The sequence below is a fragment of the Tardiphaga sp. vice304 genome (genome assembly GCF_007018905.1).
Lineage (GTDB): Bacteria > Pseudomonadota > Alphaproteobacteria > Rhizobiales > Xanthobacteraceae > Tardiphaga.
Window position 1 is genome coordinate 3583114 of the sequence record NZ_CP041402.1, and the last position, 20584, is coordinate 3603697.

Genomic DNA, 20584 nt, shown 5'->3' on the forward strand with positions numbered 1-20584 from the left:
GAGCGCCGCAGCGCCAGATGTACCAGGAGTTATGAGTGACGCTTTCATCGCCACCAGCCCGCAGCGACTTTCAGGTCGCCATCATCGGCCATGGCCCGTCCGGCGCCATTGCGGCCAGCCTGCTCGGCGACCGCGGCATCCGCACGCTGGCGATCGACCGCCAGCGCGACGTCTATGACCTGCCGCGGGCGATCGCGATCGATCATGAGATCCTGCGCGTGATCGACAATCTCGGCGCCGCCCCCGCGGTGATGCCGTTCATCGCGCCGTTCTCGGCCTCGCAGCATTTTGGCGCGAGGGGCCAGTTGATCCGTCGCATCGACATGGTCGCCGAGCCCTACCCGCTCGGCTACACGCCGAGCATGGTGTTCACGCAACCGCCGGTCGAGGCGGCCTTGCGCGACCACGCCGCGGCCTATGACAGCGTGACGGCCGAACTGGGCACGGAACTGGTCGGCTTCGAGCAGTCGGAGCATCAGGTCACGCTGCAGCTGCGCGACGACAGCGGCGCGACGCGGACGGTTACCGCGGACTATGTCATCGCCTGCGACGGCGCCTCGAGCCCGGTGCGGCGGCAGCTCGGCATCGGATTCGAGGATCTGGTATTCGACGAGCCTTGGCTGGTGATTGACCTGCAGGTCAATGATGGTGCGCTCGGCAAGCTGCCCGACACCTCCGCGCAGTTTTGCGAGCCGTCGCGGCCGACGTCGTTCATCATCTGCCCCGGCAACCACCGGCGCTTCGAGATCATGTTGTTGCCCGGCGAAGATCCGTCGACGATGGAAACCGCTGTCGAGGTGTGGCGGCTGCTGGCGCGATGGATCACGCCCGACGATGCCACGCTATGGCGCGCGGCGAGCTACCGTTTTCATGCGCTGGTCGCCGCGCAATGGCGACAGGGCCGCATCTTCCTCGCCGGCGATGCAGCGCACCAGCAGCCGCCCTTCATCGGCCAGGGCATGTGCCAGGGCATTCGCGACGTCGTCAATCTGGCATGGAAGCTCGACCGTGTTCTCACGGGCCGCTCCGGCGACGTAGTGCTCGACAGTTACGGCGAGGAACGCAGCACGCATGTTCGCGAGCTGACGTCGCGGATCAAGGCGATCGGCCATGTGATCTGCGAGCGCGATCCGGTCGCGGCCGATGCGCGCGACGCTCGCATCCTCGCGGAGGGCGGCGGTCAGCCACGCACCGTGACCCGCCAGGAAATCGTGCCACCGCTGCAGGCCGGCCTGCTGGCGCATCCGCTTCATCCGGCGCACGGCACGTTGTTTCCGCAGCCCTGGATCCGCGCGGCAACGGGTGTGCAGTTGCTCGATGTCGTCGCGGGCACCGGATGGCGATTGGTACTGGACGCGCGAAGCGGCCCGGAGCTTTTTCCGGCGCAGCAGGCAGAACTTGCGCGACTGGGCGTGCGCCCGATCCGGATCGGCCCGGACAGCGACAACACTGCGCTGGTCGAAAAAGACGACGTCGTTGCCGGCTGGTTCGAACGCCACGGCTGCGTCGCGGCACTGGTGCGCCCCGATCATTACGTCTTCGGCGTCGTCAGCGATCTGGCAATGCTTGACGACCAGCTCGGCCAGTTGGCGATCGCTTTGCAATGACCCGCCAACGAAGCTGTGACGTTTCACACATCCATCGCCGCCACGCGATTTCTCCAACGAGGACGAAACCATGAGATTGGCAAGCTTCAAGATCGGCAGCAACAGCACCTGGGGTTTGATCGAGGGTGACGACGCGCTCGACATTGGCTCGGTCGTGAAGGACCGCTATCCCGATCTGAAATCCGCCATCGCGGCCGATGCGCTGGCGGCCGTGGCCGACGCCGCGCGCGACGCCAAGCGTTACCCGACGGCCGCCATCCATTGGCTGCCGGTGATCCCAAACCCCGACAAGATCCTTTGCATCGGCCTCAACTACGAGACGCACCGCAAGGAGACCGGCCGCTCCGAAGTCGAGAACCCCACCGTGTTCGGCCGCTTCGCCAACAGCCAGACTGGACATCTCGCCGACATCATCCGGCCGAAGCTGTCGACCCATCTCGACTATGAGGGCGAGCTCGCGATCATCATCGGCAAACCCGGCCGCCACATCACCCGGGCAGACGCGTGGAGCCATATCGCCGGCTACGCCTGCTACAATGAAGGCAGCGTGCGCGACTTCCAGCGTCACACGCATCAGTTCACGCCCGGCAAGAATTTTCCGGAGACCGGCGCGTTCGGGCCGTGGATGATGACGCCGGACGAACTCGGCGACGTCAAGCCGTTGCGGCTGCAGACCCGCATCAATGGCCAGATCGTGCAGGACGCAACCATCGATCAGATGATCTTCGATATTCCGCGCCAGATCGAATATTGCTCGTCGTTCACGCGGCTGGAGCCCGGCGACGTGATCGTCACCGGCACGCCGGGCGGCGTTGGCGCCAAGCGCACCCCGCCGCTGTGGCTGAAGCCCGGCGATATCGTCGAAGTCGAGATCGACAGACTCGGCGTGCTGCGCAACGGCGTCGCCGACGAAATCTGATGCGTTAGCGACGGCCTGCACGCAGGCCGTCGCAGCAGCGCTCGACTATCCCGATCGAAAATGCCTCAAGCGATACCAAATCGCAGGCCATACCATCCAGGAGGATACCATGCTCAAGCCGACTTACCTTGCACTGCTGACCGGCGCCGTGCTCGGACTAGCTCCACCGGCGCATGCGCAATCATGGCCGACGCGGCCCATCACCGTCGTGGTATCGCAGGCCGCCGGCAACAGCCCGGACGTGCTGTGCCGCATCATCGTCGACAAAATCGGCCGGGCGCTCGGGCAGCAATTCGTCGTCGAAAACCGCACCGGCGCCGCCAATCTGGTCGGCACCCAGACCGTCGCGCGCGCCGCGCCGGATGGCTACACATTCCTGTTCGCCACTTCGGCCGCGCTGGTGACCAATCCCTACACCTTCAAGAAGCTGCCTTACGATCCGATCAAGGATTTCGTGCCGGTGGCGATGGTGGCGCGCAGCAACCATGTGCTGCTGGTCAATCCCGACGTCAAGGCCAACACCCTGGCGGAGCTGATCGCGCTGGAGAAAGCCACCCCGGGCTCGCTGACCATGGCGATCGACGGCACGCGCAACATCTCCGGCCTGATCGCACAATCCATCAACAAGCAGGCCGGAACCGGTTTCGTGCTGGTGCCCTACAACACCAACACCAATGCCGTGCAGGACATCGTCACCGGGCGCATTCAGGTCACGATCCAGTCCGCCTCGGTGGCCGAGCCTTTCATCGCATCCAAATCGCTGCGCCCGCTGGCCGTCGCCGGCAGCGCGCGGATCGCCTCGCTGCCGGACGTGCCGGCCATTGCAGAAACCTTGCAGAGCGTCGACCTGCAGGGCTGGTTCATGTTCATGGCGCCGGCCGGCACACCGCCGGAGATCGTCCAGAAACTCAGTGCCGAAGTCGCACGCGCCATCAACTCACCGGAAGTTCAGGAGCGCGCGCCCACCCTCGGCTTCGACCTCCGCGTCGGCGATGCGGTGACGCCCGGCGGGGCCAAAAAATTCCTGGACGCCGAGCTGGCCAGTACCGGCAAGGCCATCCAGAGTCTCGGCATCCAGCCGGAGTAAGCCGCACTTGGCGGGATCGGATGTGCCAGCACGCGGTGCAGCCGATCCCGCTCCAGCGATTGGGGCGTACCTCGCTTGCGGGCAGACATGGCGCAGCGTGAGGCGGATCGGCTTTCCAGGGAAGCGGCGTCGCGCGGCTGAGCCCGATCAGCGCGGCGCGATGTCGCCCTGCGCCCAGCCGGCACGGGTGCGTTCGCGAAATTCGGCGAAAGTGCCTTCCGCGATCGCCGCGCGGATGCCCTGCATCAGGCTTTGATAGTAGGCGATGTTGATTTCCGACAGCAGCATCGCGCCTAGCGTTTCGCCGGAGCGCACCAGATGGTGGATGTAGGCGCGCGAATAATCCCGCGTCGCCGGCCACGGGCTTTCCTCGTCGAGCGGACGGGGATCGTCGATGTGCCGGGCGTTGCGCATGTTGAGCTGGCCGTGGCGGGTGAAGGCCATGCCGTGGCGGCCGTTGCGGGTCGGCATCACGCAGTCGAACATGTCGACGCCGCGCGCCACCGCCTCCAGCATGTCGTCCGGCGTGCCGACGCCCATCAGATAGCGCGGGCGGTCGCTTGGCAGGATCGGCACCACCTCCTCGATCATCGCCAGCATGACGTCCTGCGGCTCGCCAACCGCAAGGCCGCCGATCGCGTAACCGTGGAAGCCGATGTCGACCAGACCCTGCGCGCTTGAGCGGCGCAGCGCCGGCACGTCGCCGCCCTGGCCGATGCCGAACAGCATGTAGCCATCGGGCGCACTCTCGAAGGCGCGCTTGCAACGCTCGGCCCAGCGCAACGACAGCTGCATGGCGCGGTCGATGTCGGCGTGCTCGGCCGGCAGCCGCACGCATTCGTCGAGCTGCATCGCGATGTCGGAATTCAGCAGCCGCTGGATCTCTATGGCGCGCTCCGGCGTGAGCTCAAACTTGGCGCCGTCGATATGCGAGCGGAAGGTGACGCCCTGCTCCGTGACTTTTCGCAATTGCGCCAGCGACATCACCTGGAAGCCGCCGGAATCGGTCAGCATCGGTCCGTTCCAGGTGGTGAACTTTTGCAGGCCGCCAAGCGCCGCGATCCGCTCCGCACCAGGCCGCAGCATCAAATGATAGGTATTCCCCAGCACGATGTCGGCGCCGGCGTCGCGCACTTCGCGCCAGTGCAGTCCCTTCATGGCGCCGAGCGTGCCGACCGGCATGAAGGCCGGCGTGCGAACCTCGCCATGCGGCGTGGTCAGTTTGCCGAGGCGTGCGGGGCCATCGGTACCTAACAGTTCGAAATGATTGGCAACGGTCATGAGGAGCGTTTATCCGGAAACAGCAGGCTGGCGTCGCCATAGGAATAGAACCGATAGCCCGACGCGATGGCGTGTGCATAGGCCTTCGTCATGGTTTCGAAGCCGGCGAAGGCCGAGACCAGCATGAACAGCGTCGATTTGGGCAGATGAAAATTGGTCAGCAGCAGGTCCACGGCGCGAAACCGGTAGCCCGGCGTGATGAAGATCGCGGTGTCGTCGGCAAACGGATGGATCACGTTGTCCTCGGTCGCCGCACTCTCCAGCAGCCGTAGCGAGGTGGTGCCGACCGCGACGACACGGCCGCCGGCCGCGCGCGCGGCGTTCAGCGCATCCGCGGTCTCGCGCGAGATCGTGCCCCACTCCGAATGCATCTTGTGTTCGGCGGTGTCGTCGACCTTGACCGGCAGGAAGGTGCCGGCACCGACATGCAGTGTCACCCGGTGCAGCCCGACGCCGCGTGCCTTGAGGGCCGCCTCCAGCGCCGGGGTGAAATGCAAGCCGGCGGTCGGCGCCGCCACCGCGCCGTCCTTCGTCGCGAACATGGTTTGGTAATCTTCGGTATCGCGCGCGTCCGGCGTGCGGCGGGCGGCGATATAGGGCGGCAGCGGCGGCGCGCCCAGTTCGGCGATCGCCTGATCGAGCGCCGGGCCGTGGAACACGAAGGCCAGCGTGACCTCGCCGGCGTCGCCCTTGGCCTCGACCACGGCATCGAGATGGCCGAGCAGGCAGACGCGACCCTCGCTGCCGAAGCGGATGGTGTCACCGGGCACGAGCCGCTTGGCGGGCTTCACCAGCGCCTGCCAGCGCGCGCCGTCGAGCCGCTTGATCAGCGTGGCGTCGATCTTCGTCTCCGGCTCGCGGCCGATGCGGCGGCCGGCGAGCTGGGCGGAAATCACCTTGGTATCATTGACCACGAGCTGGTCGCCGGGCCGCAGCCAGTCCGGCAGGTCGGCGACGGTGTGGTCGTGCAATTCAGCGCCCGGCTGCACCACCAGCAGCCGCGCTGAATCGCGCGGGCTGGCGGGGCGCAGCGCGATGTTTTCGGGCGGCAGATGGAAATCGAAAAGGTCGGTGCGCATGGCGCTGTCGCGGTTCCTAAAACGTGGATGCCCGGCACATCTAGCGAAGCAGCGCTTCGCGCGATGGCCGGGCATGACGTCGTCTGATGGTTGCGAGGGTTACGCCGCGGCGTCCGCGGCCATGTGGGCCTTGATGATCTTGTCGGGATTCTGCACCGGCTCGCCGCGCTTGATCTTATCGACATTCTCCATGCCCTCGGTGACCTTGCCCCACACCGTGTACTGCTTGTTGAGGAACGAGGCGTCGTCGAAGCAGATGAAGAACTGGCTGTCGCCGGAATCCGGGCTCGCGGCGCGAGCCATCGACAGCGTGCCGCGGACGTGCGGCTCATTGTTGAATTCGGCCTTCAGCTTCTGGCCGGAGCCGCCGGTGCCGGTGCCCTGCGGGCAGCCGGTCTGCGCCATGAAGCCTTCGATGACGCGGTGGAACACGATGCCGTCATAGAAGCCTTCGCGCACCAGCTCCTTGATTCGGGCGACATGGCCGGGTGCCAGGTCGGGGCGCATCTCGATGGTAACATTGCCCTGGGTGGTTTCGAGGATCAGCGTGTTTTCGGTAGCAGCCATGGTGAATCTCTTTCGTTAGACGGAAGGTTGGAGGCGGCGAAGCATCGCCGGTTACTTGATGTCGGAGGCGACCTGGACCTTGATCATCTTGTCGGGATCGGTGACGGCGCCGCTCTGCGAGCCGGCCGGGGCCTTCTTGATCTTGTCGACGACGTCCATGCCGGACACGACTTCGCCGACCACGGTGTATTTGCCGTTCAGGCCGGGGTTCTCGCCGAGCATGATGAAGAACTGCGAATTCGCCGAATCTTCCGAGGCGCTGCGGGCCATGCCGACGATGCCGCGCTTGTAGGGGGTCGGCGAGAACTCGGCCTTCAGGTTCGGATATTTCGAGCCGCCGGTGCCGTTGAAATTCTGGCCGTCGCCGGTCTGCGCCATGAAGCCGTCCATCACGCGATGGAACGGCACGTTGTTGTAGTAGCCTTCGCGGGCGAGCTGTTTCATGCGCTCGGCATGCTTCGGCGCCAGATCGGCACGCAGCTTGAACACGATACGGCCCTTGGTGGTATCGATGACGATGGCATTGGCCTTGTCGAGGCCGGCGGGCAGCGGCGCGGTCGCGGCGGGCGCCTGGGCCAGAGCGGGCGCGGCGACAAGCAGCGCCGCAGCAAATGCGAGAATGCGGATCATGGGAACTCCGGATCAGAGAAAGCCGGTCAACCGGCAGTGGACTTCAGGCAAACTTGGTTTTTCAGCGAACTTGAAATCAAGCGAACTTTGATTTCAAGCTCTTGGCAACCGCCGGCGGCACGAAGGCCGAGACGTCGCCGCCCATCGCTGCGATTTGCCGCACCAGTGTGGCGGTGATCGGGCGGACACCGACGGACGCCGGAAGAAATACCGTCTGCACCGACGGCATCATCGTCTCGTTCATGCCGGCAATCTGCATCTCGTAATCGAGGTCGGTGCCGTCGCGCAGGCCGCGGATCAGGATGGTGGCGCCTGCCCGCTCGGCCGCGGTGATGGTGAGGTTGTCGTAAGTGGTGCAATCGAACGCGCAACCGCTAGCGGAGGCGATCGGCGCGAACACGTTCTCGACCATCGCCAGCCGCTCTTCCGTGGTGAACAACGGCTTCTTGCCGGGGTGCACGCCAATCGCGACGATCAGGCGATCGCACAGGCCGACGGCATGGCGGACCACGTCGAGATGGCCGTTGGTGACGGGGTCGAAGGAGCCGGGATAGAGCGCGATACGGGGCATGGCTTCGTCTACCGCGCCTGGCTTAAAGCCGCAAGCCGGGTTGGTTCCCGCGAAATCGTCTATCACCCCGGTGTTTATTTTCAGCACTGAATCGAACCGGAGCGGGGGTCACCGCGTCTATTCCGGGAGATCGCGACGACGCTGAAAACACTGGACTTTCCGAGCCCATGTGTCGTCGCCGAGAAATGAACGACACACAGGGGGATGGGATGAAACCCGATTGTGTGGCGACGACAACTTCCTGAAACCGGCCCTGATTATTCAGGCAGGAAAGGGAAAAAACACCGGGCCTCAGGGCCCATCCGACAGGGGACCGTCATGATCAAAGCTATTTCCGCCATTGCCGTTGCAGCTTTCATCGCCGCCGCTCTCACCGTTCTCCCGGGTTTCGCCCCGAAGGTCGAGGCGTCCGTGCCGGTGGCCCTGGCGAAGGGCGACCGCCTCGACATCAAGCCGGTTGGCCGCAGCTGCTCCGAGCAAGCCTGGCCGAACTTCGAGGCCTCCTGCCTGCGCCGCGCCGAAACCCGGACCGCCAAGATCCGCGAAGCCCGCCTCGTCACCGCCGAGCGCAAGTAACCTTCGCACCGCAACATCCCATCAAAAAGCCCCCGGTTTCGCCGGGGGCTTTTTGATTCCTGGGTAGGTCACTGCCCCCTCCCCGTCATTGCGAGGAGCGAAGCGACGCGGCAATCCAGAAGGCGGCAAGCAAAGACTGGATTGCTTCGTCGCAAGGGCTCCTCGCAATGACGGGGAGAGGCCTCAGCCCTCGGCCACCGGGGCGCCGTTGCCGGCTTCCGGATCTTCCACCTCGGCGGCCTCGCCGATGTGCTCGACCGACACCACCAGCTCGTCGTCCGCGGTGTTGAACACCGTGACGCCTTGGGTGGAGCGGCCGACGATGCGGATGCCGCCAACCGGGCAGCGGATCAACTGGCCCTTGTTGGTCACCAGCATGATCTGGTCGTCGTCCTCGACCGGGAACGAGGCCACCAGCTTGCCGTTGCGGCCGTTTACCGCCATGGCGACGATGCCCTTGCCGCCGCGCCCCGTGGTCCGGTACTCGAACGACGACGAGCGCTTGCCGTAGCCGTTTTCGGTGATCGTCAGCACGAATTGCTCCGACGCCGACATCTCGACATAACGCTGCTCGCCGAGCTCGATCGCCGCCGTCGCCTCCTCCGACTCGGCCGCCGTGGCGGCAGCCTCTTCCTCGACCACGCCGCGTTCGTCATTGCCGCCGCGGCGCACCGCATTGGCGCGGCGCAGATAGGCGGCGCGTTCCTCTGAATTGGCATCGAGATGCCGCAGGATGGTGAGCGAGATGAGCTTGTCGTTGGCCGGCAGCGAGATGCCTCGCACGCCCATCGACGAGCGGCCCTGGAATACGCGCACGTCGGTAACCGGGAAGCGGATGCACTGGCCGCCCGCGGCGGTCAGCAGCACGTCGTCGTGCTCGGTGGCGATCTGCACGTCGACGATCTCCTCGCCCTCGTCCAGCTTCATCGCGATGATGCCGGAGCGACGGACATCGACGAAGTCCGACAGCTTGTTGCGCCGCACATTGCCGCCGGTGGTGGCGAACATCACGTCGAGCGTTTCCCAGGTCGCCTCGTCCTCGGGCAGCGGCATGATGGTGGTGATGCGCTCGCCCTGCTCCAGCGGCAGGATGTTGATCAGCGCCTTGCCGCGGCCGTTCGGCGGCGCTATCGGCAGCCGCCAGACCTTCTCCTTATAGACTTGGCCGCGCGACGTGAAGAACAACACTGGCGTATGCGTCGAGGCGACGAACAGCCGCGCGACAAAATCCTCGTCCCGCGTCGCCATGCCGGAACGTCCCTTGCCGCCGCGGCGCTGCGCGCGGTAGGTCGAGAGCGGCACGCGCTTGACGTAGCCATGGTGCGACACCGTCACCACCATGTCCTCGCGCTGGATCAAATCCTCGTCCTCGACCTCGCCTTCCTGCTCGATGATCACGGTCTTGCGCGGCGTCGCGAATTCCGACTTAACCGCGGTGAGTTCGTCCTTGATGATGGTCTGGACGCGGGCGCGCGAGCGCAGGATTTCGAGATAGTCGGCGATCTCGACCGCGAGCTTGTCGAGCTCTTCGGAAATTTCCTCGCGGCCCAACGCCGTCAGGCGGGCCAGACGCAGGTCGAGAATGGCCTTCGCCTGCTCGAACGACAATCGCGCGGTGCCGTCTTCGGCGAGGCGATGGCGCGGATCGTCAATCAAAGTGATCATCGTGGCCACGTCCTGCGCCGGCCAGTGCCGCTCCATCAGGATGTCGCGCGCGGTCGCCGGATCCGGCGAGGTACGAATCACACGAATGACTTCGTCGATATTCGCCACCGCGATGGCGAGGCCGACAAGGATATGGGCGCGGTCGCGCGCCTTGTTGAGCAGGAATTTGGTGCGCCGGGTGACCACGGTCTCGCGGAACGCGACGAATATCCGCAAGAGATCCTGCAGGTTCATCAGCAGCGGGCGACCATTGTCGAGCGCCACCATGTTGCAGCCGAAATTGGTCTGCAACGGGGTGAACTTGTAGAGCTGGTTCAGCACCACGTCGGCGACGACGTCGCGCTTCAGCTCGATCACCACGCGGAAACCATCACGGTCGGATTCGTCGCGCAGGTCGGAGATGCCCTCGATCTTCTTGTCGCGCACCAGTTCGGCGATACGCTCGACCATGGTGGCCTTGTTCACCTGGTAGGGGATTTCCGAGATGATGATCGCTTCGCGGTCTTTTCGCGCGGGCTCGATCGAAACCTTGCCGCGCATCACGACGGAGCCGCGGCCGGTGAGGTAAGCTTGGCGGATGCCGGAGCGGCCGAGGATGATGCCGCCGGTCGGGAAGTCCGGGCCGGGAATGATCTTGTTGAGGTCGTCGATGGTCAGCGAGGGGTCGTCGATCAGCGCGATGCAGGCGTCGATGACTTCGCCGAGATTGTGCGGCGGGATGTTGGTGGCCATGCCGACGGCGATACCGCCGCCGCCATTCACCAGCAGGTTGGGAAACTTGGCGGGCAGCACGCGCGGTTCGCGAAACGAGCCGTCGTAGTTGTCCTGGTAGTCGACCGTGTCCTTGTCGAGATCGTCGAGCAGCGACTGCGCGATCTTGGTCAGGCGCGATTCCGTGTATCGCATCGCGGCGGCGGCATCGCCGTCGACCGAACCGAAATTGCCCTGGCCGTCGATCAACGGCACCCGCATCGAGAAGGTCTGCGCCATGCGGACCATCGCGTCATAGACCGACTGGTCGCCATGCGGATGATACTTACCGATGACGTCGCCGACGGTACGCGCCGACTTGCGGTACGGCTTGTTCCATTCGAAGCCGTTCTCGTACATCGCGTACAGGATGCGGCGATGCACGGGCTTGAGGCCGTCGCGCGCATCGGGCAACGCGCGCGCCACGATCACGCTCATCGCGTAATCGAGATACGAGCGTTTCATCTCGTCGAGAATGGAAACGGGACGGATATCCGAGGGCGCCGGCGGCTCCCCGGGTTTCTTGTCGTCTGTGTCGGCCAAGGATGATTTCCGGTGAGATTCTGCTGGGAATCATATAGCGCATCAACGCCCGGCAAGCCACCCCCGTGCGCTCCCCGCAGCTGGATTTTAGCCTCGCTTTTCCAACCACTTAGAGCCGGATATCGCGGCTTGCCGCGGACCTGCCGATCGGCCATCGCGGGACCCGCGAATCGGCCCGCGGCCGGGCTTCGCCTTGGCTATGGCCCGAACACCACCGCATGCATGATCCGCCCCGGCACCAGCGTGAACGCGCCGGCGATCACCAGCGCGCCGGTGAAAATCGAAATCATCGTCCAGCGATGCGCGTCGACCTTGTGCCGGCGCGCGTACCAGACACCGAGCGGGGCCGTCACCAGCACCACGATCGACAATAAATGGATCGGCCCGAAGCTGCGCCAGAGCCGGAAGCTATGGCCCTGGATCCACAGCGCGCTGATCGCCACGGTCAGCATCAGCGCGACCCAGATCCAGCCCAGCGTGCGATGCGGCAGCCTGCCCTTCGGGGCTGCCAGCAGCACCACGCCAAGCACGAAGGCCGCCAAAGCCGCCAAGGCGTGCAGCGGGACCGGGCGGACGGCATCGAGCAGCGGATCGATCGACATGGGAACTCCGGAAAACGAAATCGATGTAAATACTATTTACATCGATGGTTCCATCGTCAAGCCCGGCGTTCCGCCTGATGTGTAGCCCGGATCACAATCCGGGGCCCACCAACGGACTGCTCGATATTCAACCGGATGGATGGGCCGGCCCCGGATTGTCATCCGGGCTACGAAAAACACCGGCGCCTCGCAGCGCCGGTGTCTCGAATGCTGAACTGATAATCGCGATCAGAACGGGATATCGTCGTCCATGTCGCTGCCGCGACCACCGCCGCCGCCACCGCCGGCCGGCGAGCTCGCCGCGACGCGGCGCGGCTGCGACGGGCTGCTGGCGCCGAAGCTGCCGCCGTCGTCGCCGCCATAGCTGTCACCGCCGCCGCCCGCGCCTGCCCCGCCGCCGGCGCGGCCGTCCAGCATCGTCAGCGTCGAGTTGAAGCCCTGCAGCACGATCTCGGTCGAGTACTTCTCGACGCCCTGCGGATCGGTCCACTTCCGGGTCTGCAGCGCGCCTTCGATATACACCTTGGCGCCCTTCTTGAGATACTGCTCGGCGACCTTGGCGAGACCCTCGCTGAAGATCACCACGCGGTGCCACTCGGTCTTTTCCTTGCGTTCGCCGCTCGCCTTGTCGCGCCAGGTGTCGGACGTAGCGATGGTGAGATTGACGACCGGGTTGCCGTTCTGCATCCGGCGCACTTCCGGGTCCTTGCCCAGATTACCGACCAGAATCACCTTGTTTACGCTGCCCGCCATACCGCTCTCCTGAACTCACACTGAAATTGCTGTTGCGCTATCGCGCCAGCCACAAGGCCGGTCCGCAACCGCTGCGGCATCATCCTATACGGTCCGGCATCCCGACAGGTCGCCGATCCCCGACTTATCCACGGCGATCGGCGCCACTATGTTCTATTTTTGTTCTTAAGCCAAGGCCGTACTATCAAAACGCCCGGCTTGACTTATGGATATTCGCGCACCGCAGCGACTTCTGACATTTCGGACAGCAGTATTGACGTAACACCTCACTGCAGTGCGAAGAAAAATGCGAAATAGTTCATTAACTTAGAAGCCGCGCCATTTCCGCGGCGACTGTGGCTTTGCGGTGACGGACAGCGCTGCAACTCTAAGGTACAAAGTTCGCGATGGAGTCGAATACGGCGCTCGCGCCTTGGGGATCGCTTCGGGGGAACGAAGCGACATGAACAGGAGAATTTGAAATGAAAAAACTTTTCCTCGCCACCGTCGCACTGGCTGCCTTGGGCACAGCGACTTCTGCTTCCGCCGCCGACCTCGCCCGGCGGACCTATACCAAAGCGCCGCCGATGATCGCCGCGGTCTATGACTGGTCGGGTTTCTACATCGGCGGTAACGGCGGCTACGGCTCGGCCAGCAAGTGCTGGGATTTCATCCCGTCGACCGTTGCGGGCGTTCCGACCGGCGCGGCTAACGTCGGCGAAGGCTGTCACGACGCCGACGGCGGCACCGCGGGCGGCCAGATCGGCTACCGTTGGCAGAACGCTTCCTGGGTCTACGGCCTGGAAGCCCAGGGCAACTGGGCTGACTTCAAGGGCAGAAATGTCAGCACCCCGTTCCCGCTGATCGCGAACCGCTCCAAGATCGATGCCTTCGGGCTGTTCACCGGTCAGATCGGCTATGCCTGGAACAACACGCTGCTGTACGTGAAGGGCGGCGCCGCCGTGGTCAATGAGGAGTACTCCTCGGTCAACGCCGCAACGGGATTGCTGTTGGCGACGGCCAGCAGCAACACCCGCTGGGGCGGCGTGATCGGCGTCGGGCTGGAATATGGCTTCACCCCGAACTGGTCGTTCGCGGTGGCCTATGACCACATCTTCCTCGATGGCCGCGATGCCCGCTTCACCACCCCGGCTGGCGTCTTCTACGCCAACGACCGGATCAGCGGCGATGTCGATCTTGTCACCGCCCGCATCAACTACCGCTGGGGCGGCCCCGCCGTCGGCCGCTACTGAGCCAACCGCAGTTTCGATACGAAGGCCGGCTCTCGAGCCGGCCTTTCTGTTTGCGGGGACGCGGTCGTCCTGCCCACCCCTGCAACCCGATCGCCAACAATCCGTTGATGATTTTCGCCGGGCACTGGAAATCTCCCCTCGTTCTTCCTATGTTCCGAAGTCAGTCAATTGGCGTTTGATCCCGGCATGCCCGGCGATACCAGCCCGGATTCGGCGCGCCTGATGCGCCGGGGATTTGTCATGGACGAGATCATCAAGGCCAAGCGGCAGCCGGTCGGCTCGGCGCTGCGCAACATTACCATCCGCGGCGCGCGCGAGCACAATCTGAAGAACGTCGATCTCGAGATCCCGCGCGACAAGCTGGTGGTGTTCACCGGCCTGTCCGGCTCCGGCAAGTCCTCGCTGGCTTTTGACACGATCTATGCCGAGGGCCAGCGCCGCTACGTCGAATCGCTGTCTGCCTATGCCCGCCAGTTCCTGGAAATGATGCAGAAGCCGGACGTCGACCAGATCGACGGCCTGTCGCCCGCCATTTCCATCGAGCAGAAGACCACCTCGAAAAATCCGCGCTCGACGGTCGGCACCGTCACCGAGATCTACGACTATATGCGCCTGCTCTGGGCGCGGGTCGGCGTGCCCTACTCGCCGGCCACCGGCCTGCCGATCGAGAGCCAGACCGTGTCGATGATGGTCGACCGTGTGCTGGCGCTGCCGGAAGGCACACGGCTCTATCTGCTGGCGCCGGTGGTGCGCGGCCGCAAGGGCGAATATCGCAAGGAGATGGCGGAATACCTCAAGAAGGGATTCCAGCGCATCAAGATCGACGGCAGCTTTCATGAACTGGCCGAGGCCCCGGTGCTCGACAAGAAATTTCCGCACGACATCGACGTCGTCGTCGATCGGATCGTGGTGCGCCCGGATATCGGCCAGCGCCTCGCCGAGAGCTTCGAGACCGCGCTGAAACTGGCCGAAGGTCTGGCCGTGATCGAATATGCCGACGCGCCGCCGTCCGCGCCTGTCGAAGACAACAAGAAGGCCGACAAGAAGGTCGCCAAGATCCACGACAAGACCGGCGCCGAGCGCATCCTGTTTTCGGAGAAATTCGCCTGCCCCGTCTCGGGCTTCACCATCCCCGAGATCGAACCGCGGCTGTTCTCGTTCAACAACCCCTACGGCGCCTGCCCGAAATGCGGCGGCCTCGGCGTCGAGCAGACCATCGATGCCGAGCTGGTGATCCCCGACAAGGACCTGACGCTACGCAAGGGCGCGATCGCGCCATGGGCGAAGTCATCGTCGCCCTATTACATCCAGACCCTGACGGCGCTCGGCAAGTTCTACAAGTTCACGCTCGACACCAAGTGGAAAGATCTGCCGAAGAAGACGCAGAACGCCATCCTGCATGGTTCCGGCGACGACGAGATCAAGTTCTCCTACGAGGACGGCGTGCGCGCCTACGACACCAAGAAGCCGTTCGAGGGCGTCGTCACCAATATCGATCGCCGCTTCCGCGAGACCGAAAGCGAATGGGCGCGCGAAGAGCTCGGCAAGTATTTTTCCGACGTGCCGTGCGACGCCTGCTCGGGCTACCGGCTGAAGCCGGAGGCGCTCTCCGTCAAGATCGGCGGCAAGCATGTCGGCGAGATCTCGGAAATGTCGGTGCGCAAGGCCGGCGAATGGTTCGCCACCGTACCCACCATGCTCAACAAGCAGCAGAACGAGATCGCGCTGCGCATCCTGAAGGAGATCCGCGAGCGCCTTTCCTTCCTGCTCGACGTCGGCCTCAACTATCTGACACTGGCGCGCGCCTCCGGCACGCTGTCGGGCGGCGAAAGCCAGCGCATTCGCCTCGCGTCGCAGATCGGCTCCGGCCTCACCGGCGTGCTCTACGTGCTGGATGAGCCCTCGATCGGCCTGCACCAGCGCGACAATGCGCGGCTGCTCGATACGCTGCGCCGGCTGCGCGACCTCGGCAACACCGTGATCGTGGTCGAGCATGACGAGGACGCCGTGCTCGCCGCCGACTACGTCGTCGACGTCGGCCCGGGCGCCGGCACGCATGGCGGCCATATCGTGGCGCAGGGCACGCCGAAGCAGGTGATGGCCAATCCGAATTCGCTGACCGGAAAATATCTCACCGGCGAGATGTCGGTGCCGGTGCCGGTGCGCCGGCCGCCGAACCATCGCCGCACCATCAAGGTGATCAACGCCCGCGGCAACAATCTGAAGAACGTCTCGGCGGAGATCCCACTGGGGCTGTTCACCGCCGTCACCGGCGTCTCCGGCGGCGGCAAGTCGACGCTGCTGATCGACACGCTCTACAAGGCGATCGCGCGAAAACTCAACAATGCCAGCGAGGGCGCCGCCCCGCACGACCGCATCGAGGGGCTCGAGCACATCGACAAGATCATCGAGATCGACCAGTCGCCGATCGGCCGCACGCCGCGCTCCAACCCCGCGACCTATACCGGCGCCTTCACGCCGATCCGCGAATGGTTCGCCGGCCTGCCGGAATCCAAGGCGCGCGGCTACGAGGCCGGTCGCTTCTCGTTCAACGTCAAGGGCGGCCGCTGCGAGGCCTGCCAGGGCGACGGCGTCATCAAGATCGAGATGCACTTCCTGCCCGACGTCTACGTCACCTGCGACACCTGCAAGGGCAAGCGCTACAACCGCGAAACCCTCGAAGTGCTGTTCAAGAACAAGTCGATCGCCGACGTGCTCGACATGACCGTCGAAGAAGCCGCCGACTTCTTCAAGGCCGTGCCGCGCGTCCGCGAAACTTTTAAAACATTGCAGCGCGTCGGGCTCGACTACATCCACGTCGGCCAGCAGGCCACGACTTTGTCCGGCGGCGAGGCGCAGCGCGTCAAGCTGGCCAAGGAACTATCCAAGCGCGCCACCGGCCGCACGCTGTACATCCTGGATGAGCCGACCACCGGCCTGCACTTCCACGACGTCGCGAAGCTTCTCGAAGTGCTGCACGAGCTGGTCTCGCAGGGCAACACGGTGGTGGTGATCGAGCACAATCTCGAAGTCATCAAGACCGCGGACTGGGTGATCGACCTCGGCCCCGAAGGCGGCGACGGCGGCGGCGAAATCGTCGCCTGGGGCCCGCCCGAAGACATCGTCAAAGCGCCGCGCAGCCACACCGGCACCTACCTCAAGCCGGTGCTGGCCAAGGCGGCCAAGCCGAAGAAGCGGAAGGTGGACGAGGCGGCGGAGTGAGGGGGAAATGCTTACAACGTTGAAACAGGTTGCCTATAATTTGCAGCAAGCGTAGCCCGCATGAGCGCAGCGACATGCGGGAGTTTCTGGCCTCGGACTTCCCCGCATATCGCTAAGCTCACGCGGGCTACTCGCATTGTTACAGCCTGAGCCGGCCTCTCACTGCTGAGCATTTTGCCTATGGATAGACTTCGGAGCGGAATCCGCCGAATTTTTCGAGAGCTTTGGTCGATTACGAAGTGGATCGGTTCGTCGGTTCTTTTGGGTGATTTGCGTTTATGGCGCATGGCAATTAGCGAAGCCGCATGTTTGTGGCCCGAGCGAGACGGCTCTTATCTGCCTCTGAACCGCCCCGGGTTGATCGGAGGCTCCAACTTCTGAGAGGATGGAGCCATGACAAGCAAGACGACAAACAAGTTTTCACCCGAGGTCCGGGCCCGTGCGGTTCGGATGGTTCTGGATCACGCAAGCCCGTAGGGCAGATTAGGCGAAGCCGTAATCCGCCATCATCAGCGGCGGATTACGGCTTCGCCTAATCCGCCCTACGCAAGCGGCTTTGGCCGACGCGCTGCAAACGCCAGGACAGCGTCGATATCCTCTGCTTCGAGATAGGGGTAGTCGAGCAGGATGTCATCGCGGGACTGCCCGGCGGACAACAGATGCAGCACGTCCGAAACAGTGATGCGCAGACCTCTGATACACGAACGGCCATGCATCAGGTCGGGATCAGTTGTAATTCTTGTCAAAAGCTCTGACATGGCCCACCCTAGATATGCATAGCGGATTGCGGGCGGACTGTCAGCATAACGGCCCGGCCCCGTCCAGATTGGCAAGGTCCAATGGATCGAGAAACGCGGAAACACATGGAGCTCATTCACGAAGGCAAGTATGCGGCCGAAGTGGAAATCGAATTCCATTACAGCGACGAGAGCTGGTCGCCAACGATGTCCGCCAATGACGCGAAGAAGCTGGATGCAGTTCGTTCGGCCCTGCGTCGAAACGACATCCCCGAAGCTGCAAAATATGCTCGTCTGTTTGAGCTGAAGCCGATCTCGGCATAGGGTCAACGTGCACGATGCCCGCACAAATACATTGACGTTATTCTTATATAGGATTATAAGCCGATCGTCTTGTTCGCGAGGGGGCGCTGTCATGAGGCGTCTTGGTAGCGGAGCAGGATGCGGTGTCCCGCGCGTGTGCCTCGCAAGCACGCCCCGGGAGGCTGGAGGTCACCGTCCGGGCCCACTACGGGGCTCTGCCGCTCTTTGTCGGCTGGACGTGGGATAGGAGAACGGCGGGAAACCGCCTGGAACCAAGTCCCCGGAAGCACGGTCCCCCGGCCCAAAATCACCGCGGTGGCGCGCTGACAGGCGCCGCGGTTCGTCGTGAGGCGGATCGCGCCCCATCCACCACCCCGCGCCTGTCGGCGCGGTGCCTCCCCTCGTGGGTTCAAGGGGGGAAACTGCCGCACACCTCGGGCGCCTGGCGTCGCGAGAACGCGAGCGGCTGGCTGTTTGACAGTTGAAGAGGAAATTCGTGCGACGCGAGCGCGCGCAGATCTGGCGCGACACGTCAGCGAGCGACTAACCTGTACGCCCCCGTGCAGGCGCTCCGCACCACCAGCCCAACGCGCATTCCTCCTAAGTGATCAACCCCTTCCCGCATTGCGGTAGATCACGTTGGCCTCTCCCCTTCTCCGCTAGACCATCGGCATCCATGGCCGTGACTGATCCGGGGATTCCCGTCTCGAACGCGACCGTTCTGCGCTTTCGAGGATCCGATGCAAAGTCTCAAGCTTCCCAAGCTCATGCCCTCCGCCGTGGTGCTTGCGGTGACGCTGCTGATCTGGTTCGTCATTCCGGTGCCGGCCGGCGTCTCGCCCAATGCCTGGCACCTGCTGGCGCTGTTCGTCGGCACCATTGTCGCCATCATAGGCAAGGCGATGCCGCTCGGCGCGCTGTCGATCCTGGCCATCGCGCTGGTCGCAATCACCGGCGTCACCAATCCCGGCAAGCCGGTAGCCGCCCTGGCCGACGCGCTGTCGGGCTTCGCCAATCCGCTGATCTGGCTGATCGTGATCGCGGTGATGGTGGCGCTGGCCGTCACCAAGACCGGGCTCGGCCGCCGCATCGGCTTCTATTTCGTCATGCTGCTCGGCAAGAAGACGCTCGGCGTCGCCTATGGTCTGGTCGCCTCAGAACTGGTGATCGCGCCGGTCACGCCGTCCAACACCGCGCGCGGCGGCGCCATCATCCATCCGATCATGCGCTCGATCGCCGACAGCTTCGGCTCCAGCCCCGAGAAGGGCACGGAGAAAACGATCGGCCGCTATCTGGCGCTGGTCAATTACAACGCCAATCCGATCTCGTCGGCGATGTTCATCACCGCCACCGCGCCGAACCCGCTCTGCGTCGCGCTGATCGCGCAGGCCACCGGCTCCGCTGTCTCGATCACCTGGAGCCAGTGGGCGCTCGCCGCGCTGCTGCCCTGCCTGGTGATGATGCTGGTGATGCCGATCGTGCTGTTCTATCTCTATCCGCCGGAGATCAAGGAGACGCCGGCCGCGCGCACGATGGCGCGCGCCGAACTCGACAAGCTCGGCCCGATGCAGACGCCGGAGATCGTCACGCTCGGCGTGCTGGTCCTGATGCTTGCGGTGTGGGCCGGCGTGCCCGCCTGGCTGCTCGGCCCCGGCTTCGGCCTCGATCCCACCACCACGGCCTTTGCCGGCCTCGCGATCCTGCTGATCACCGGCGTGCTGGAATGGGAAGACATTCTGAAGGCGAAGAGCGCCTGGGACACGCTGGTGTGGTTCGCCGCGTTGGTGATGATGGCGACCTTCCTCGGCAAGCTCGGCCTGACCACCTGGTTCTCGGTGTCGATCCAGGGCGGCATCACCCGTATGGGGCTGGACTGGAAGGCCTCGGCCGCGATCCTCGTGATCGTCTATTTCTACGCGCATTACTTCTTCGCCAGCACCACGGCGCATGTCACGGCGATGTTCGCCGCCTTCTTCGCCGCCGGCATCGCGCTGGGCGCGCCGCCCTTGCTGCTCGGCCTGCTGCTGTCGTTCTCGTCCTCGCTGAACATGTCGCTGACGCATTACGCCACCGGCACCGCGCCGATCATCTTCGGCTCCGGCTATGTCACCCTCAACGAATGGTGGATCGCTGGCTGGGTGATGAGCGTGGTCAACCTCACCATCCTGGTGCTGGTCGGCGGCGTCTGGTGGAAGCTGCTCGGCTATATGTGAGCGCCTGCTTCCCTCCGCCGAGCGCAGCGTAGCTGCGCGCGGTGGAGGGAAGAAACGCATCCGCCTACCTCAATCCCGTGCCGTGACAACGCTGGCACTTCAGCACCTTGTCGCCCTTCTTCAGCAGGCCCTTGCCCTCGCAATTCTTGCACTTCTGCTTCTTCTTGGTGTTGGGGCCTTTTTGATTGGGCGCGTTGCTCATGGCGAAATCCAGACAGGTGCGGGCACAAGCCCTGAAATGAAAACG

General features: G+C 64.3%; 18 protein-coding genes. 8 read left to right on the forward strand and 10 right to left on the reverse strand.

From position 1 onward, the window contains the following. The first annotated feature begins 35 nt into the window (after positions 1-35). From mhpA to FNL56_RS17020, 3 genes are all read left to right on the forward strand, one after another. Positions 36-1607 (forward strand): bifunctional 3-(3-hydroxy-phenyl)propionate/3-hydroxycinnamic acid hydroxylase MhpA, encoded by a 1572-nt coding sequence (gene mhpA, locus FNL56_RS17010; RefSeq protein WP_143578029.1) that lies wholly within the window; start codon positions 36-38, stop codon positions 1605-1607. Between the two features lie 70 nt (positions 1608-1677). Then, positions 1678-2526, forward strand: a complete 849-nt coding sequence (locus FNL56_RS17015; RefSeq protein WP_143574074.1) for a fumarylacetoacetate hydrolase family protein — start codon at positions 1678-1680, stop codon at positions 2524-2526. A 109-nt stretch (positions 2527-2635) separates the two neighbouring features. Then, positions 2636-3613 (forward strand): Bug family tripartite tricarboxylate transporter substrate binding protein, encoded by a 978-nt coding sequence (locus tag FNL56_RS17020; protein ID WP_143574075.1) that lies wholly within the window; start codon positions 2636-2638, stop codon positions 3611-3613. Between the two features lie 147 nt (positions 3614-3760). Here FNL56_RS17020 and tgt read toward each other — a convergent pair whose 3' ends face one another. From tgt to coaD, 5 genes are all read right to left on the reverse strand, one after another. Continuing rightward, the gene (gene tgt, locus FNL56_RS17025; protein ID WP_143574076.1) at positions 3761-4894 is read right to left on the reverse strand and encodes a tRNA guanosine(34) transglycosylase Tgt; all 1134 of its coding nucleotides are present in this window, start codon (positions 4892-4894) and stop codon (positions 3761-3763) included. Further along, the gene (queA, locus tag FNL56_RS17030) at positions 4891-5973 is read right to left on the reverse strand and encodes a tRNA preQ1(34) S-adenosylmethionine ribosyltransferase-isomerase QueA (protein WP_143574077.1); all 1083 of its coding nucleotides are present in this window, start codon (positions 5971-5973) and stop codon (positions 4891-4893) included. Before queA ends, tgt begins: the two co-directional genes overlap by 4 nt. A 99-nt stretch (positions 5974-6072) precedes the next feature. Further along, positions 6073-6540, reverse strand: a complete 468-nt coding sequence (locus tag FNL56_RS17035) for a peptidylprolyl isomerase (RefSeq protein WP_143574078.1) — start codon at positions 6538-6540, stop codon at positions 6073-6075. A gap of 51 nt (positions 6541-6591) precedes the next feature. Beyond that, entirely contained in the window at positions 6592-7170 is a 579-nt protein-coding gene (locus tag FNL56_RS17040) for a peptidylprolyl isomerase (RefSeq protein WP_143574079.1), read from the reverse strand. A gap of 76 nt (positions 7171-7246) precedes the next feature. Continuing rightward, a complete protein-coding gene (coaD, locus tag FNL56_RS17045; protein ID WP_143574080.1) occupies positions 7247-7741 on the reverse strand; it encodes a pantetheine-phosphate adenylyltransferase in 495 nt (164 codons plus the stop codon). Positions 7742-8059: 318 nt separating this feature from the next. Between coaD and FNL56_RS17050 the strand changes: the two genes are divergently transcribed. Further along, positions 8060-8317 carry a hypothetical protein gene (locus FNL56_RS17050; RefSeq protein ID WP_143574081.1) on the forward strand — a complete coding sequence of 86 codons (258 nt, stop codon included), beginning with the start codon at positions 8060-8062 and terminating at the stop codon, positions 8315-8317. A gap of 183 nt (positions 8318-8500) precedes the next feature. Here the strand turns inward: FNL56_RS17050 and gyrA are convergent, their stop codons facing one another. The 3 genes from gyrA to FNL56_RS17065 form a co-directional block, all read right to left on the reverse strand. Continuing rightward, positions 8501-11275: a DNA gyrase subunit A gene (gene gyrA, locus FNL56_RS17055; RefSeq protein ID WP_143574082.1), complete on the reverse strand. Its 2775-nt coding sequence runs from the start codon at positions 11273-11275 to the stop codon at positions 8501-8503. Positions 11276-11472: 197 nt separating this feature from the next. Further along, entirely contained in the window at positions 11473-11877 is a 405-nt protein-coding gene (locus tag FNL56_RS17060; protein WP_143574083.1) for a DUF2306 domain-containing protein, read from the reverse strand. Positions 11878-12105: 228 nt separating this feature from the next. After that, positions 12106-12630 carry a single-stranded DNA-binding protein gene (locus tag FNL56_RS17065; RefSeq protein WP_143574084.1) on the reverse strand — a complete coding sequence of 175 codons (525 nt, stop codon included), beginning with the start codon at positions 12628-12630 and terminating at the stop codon, positions 12106-12108. Between the two features lie 461 nt (positions 12631-13091). Here FNL56_RS17065 and FNL56_RS17070 point away from each other — a divergent pair, with 461 nt between their 5' ends. Both FNL56_RS17070 and uvrA read left to right on the forward strand, forming a co-directional pair. Continuing rightward, on the forward strand, positions 13092-13862 hold the full coding sequence (locus tag FNL56_RS17070; RefSeq protein WP_143574085.1) for an outer membrane protein: 771 nt from the start codon (positions 13092-13094) through the stop codon (positions 13860-13862). Positions 13863-14102: 240 nt separating this feature from the next. After that, positions 14103-17084 (forward strand): excinuclease ABC subunit UvrA, encoded by a 2982-nt coding sequence (uvrA, locus tag FNL56_RS17075; protein WP_143576211.1) that lies wholly within the window; start codon positions 14103-14105, stop codon positions 17082-17084. A 542-nt stretch (positions 17085-17626) separates the two neighbouring features. On the opposite strand, the gene FNL56_RS17080 is transcribed toward uvrA, so the two are convergent. Then, on the reverse strand, positions 17627-17842 hold the full coding sequence (locus FNL56_RS17080) for a DUF433 domain-containing protein (protein ID WP_143574086.1): 216 nt from the start codon (positions 17840-17842) through the stop codon (positions 17627-17629). 105 nt (positions 17843-17947) lie between these two features. Between FNL56_RS17080 and FNL56_RS17085 the strand changes: the two genes are divergently transcribed. Then, a complete protein-coding gene (locus FNL56_RS17085) occupies positions 17948-18145 on the forward strand; it encodes a hypothetical protein (protein WP_246661586.1) in 198 nt (65 codons plus the stop codon). 719 nt (positions 18146-18864) lie between these two features. Next, complete coding sequence (locus FNL56_RS17090) at positions 18865-20337, forward strand: DASS family sodium-coupled anion symporter (RefSeq protein WP_143574088.1); 1473 nt, start codon at positions 18865-18867, stop codon at positions 20335-20337. A 64-nt stretch (positions 20338-20401) separates the two neighbouring features. Here FNL56_RS17090 and FNL56_RS27785 read toward each other — a convergent pair whose 3' ends face one another. Further along, the gene (locus FNL56_RS27785) at positions 20402-20539 is read right to left on the reverse strand and encodes a hypothetical protein (RefSeq protein ID WP_168202959.1); all 138 of its coding nucleotides are present in this window, start codon (positions 20537-20539) and stop codon (positions 20402-20404) included. Positions 20540-20584: the final 45 nt, after the last annotated feature.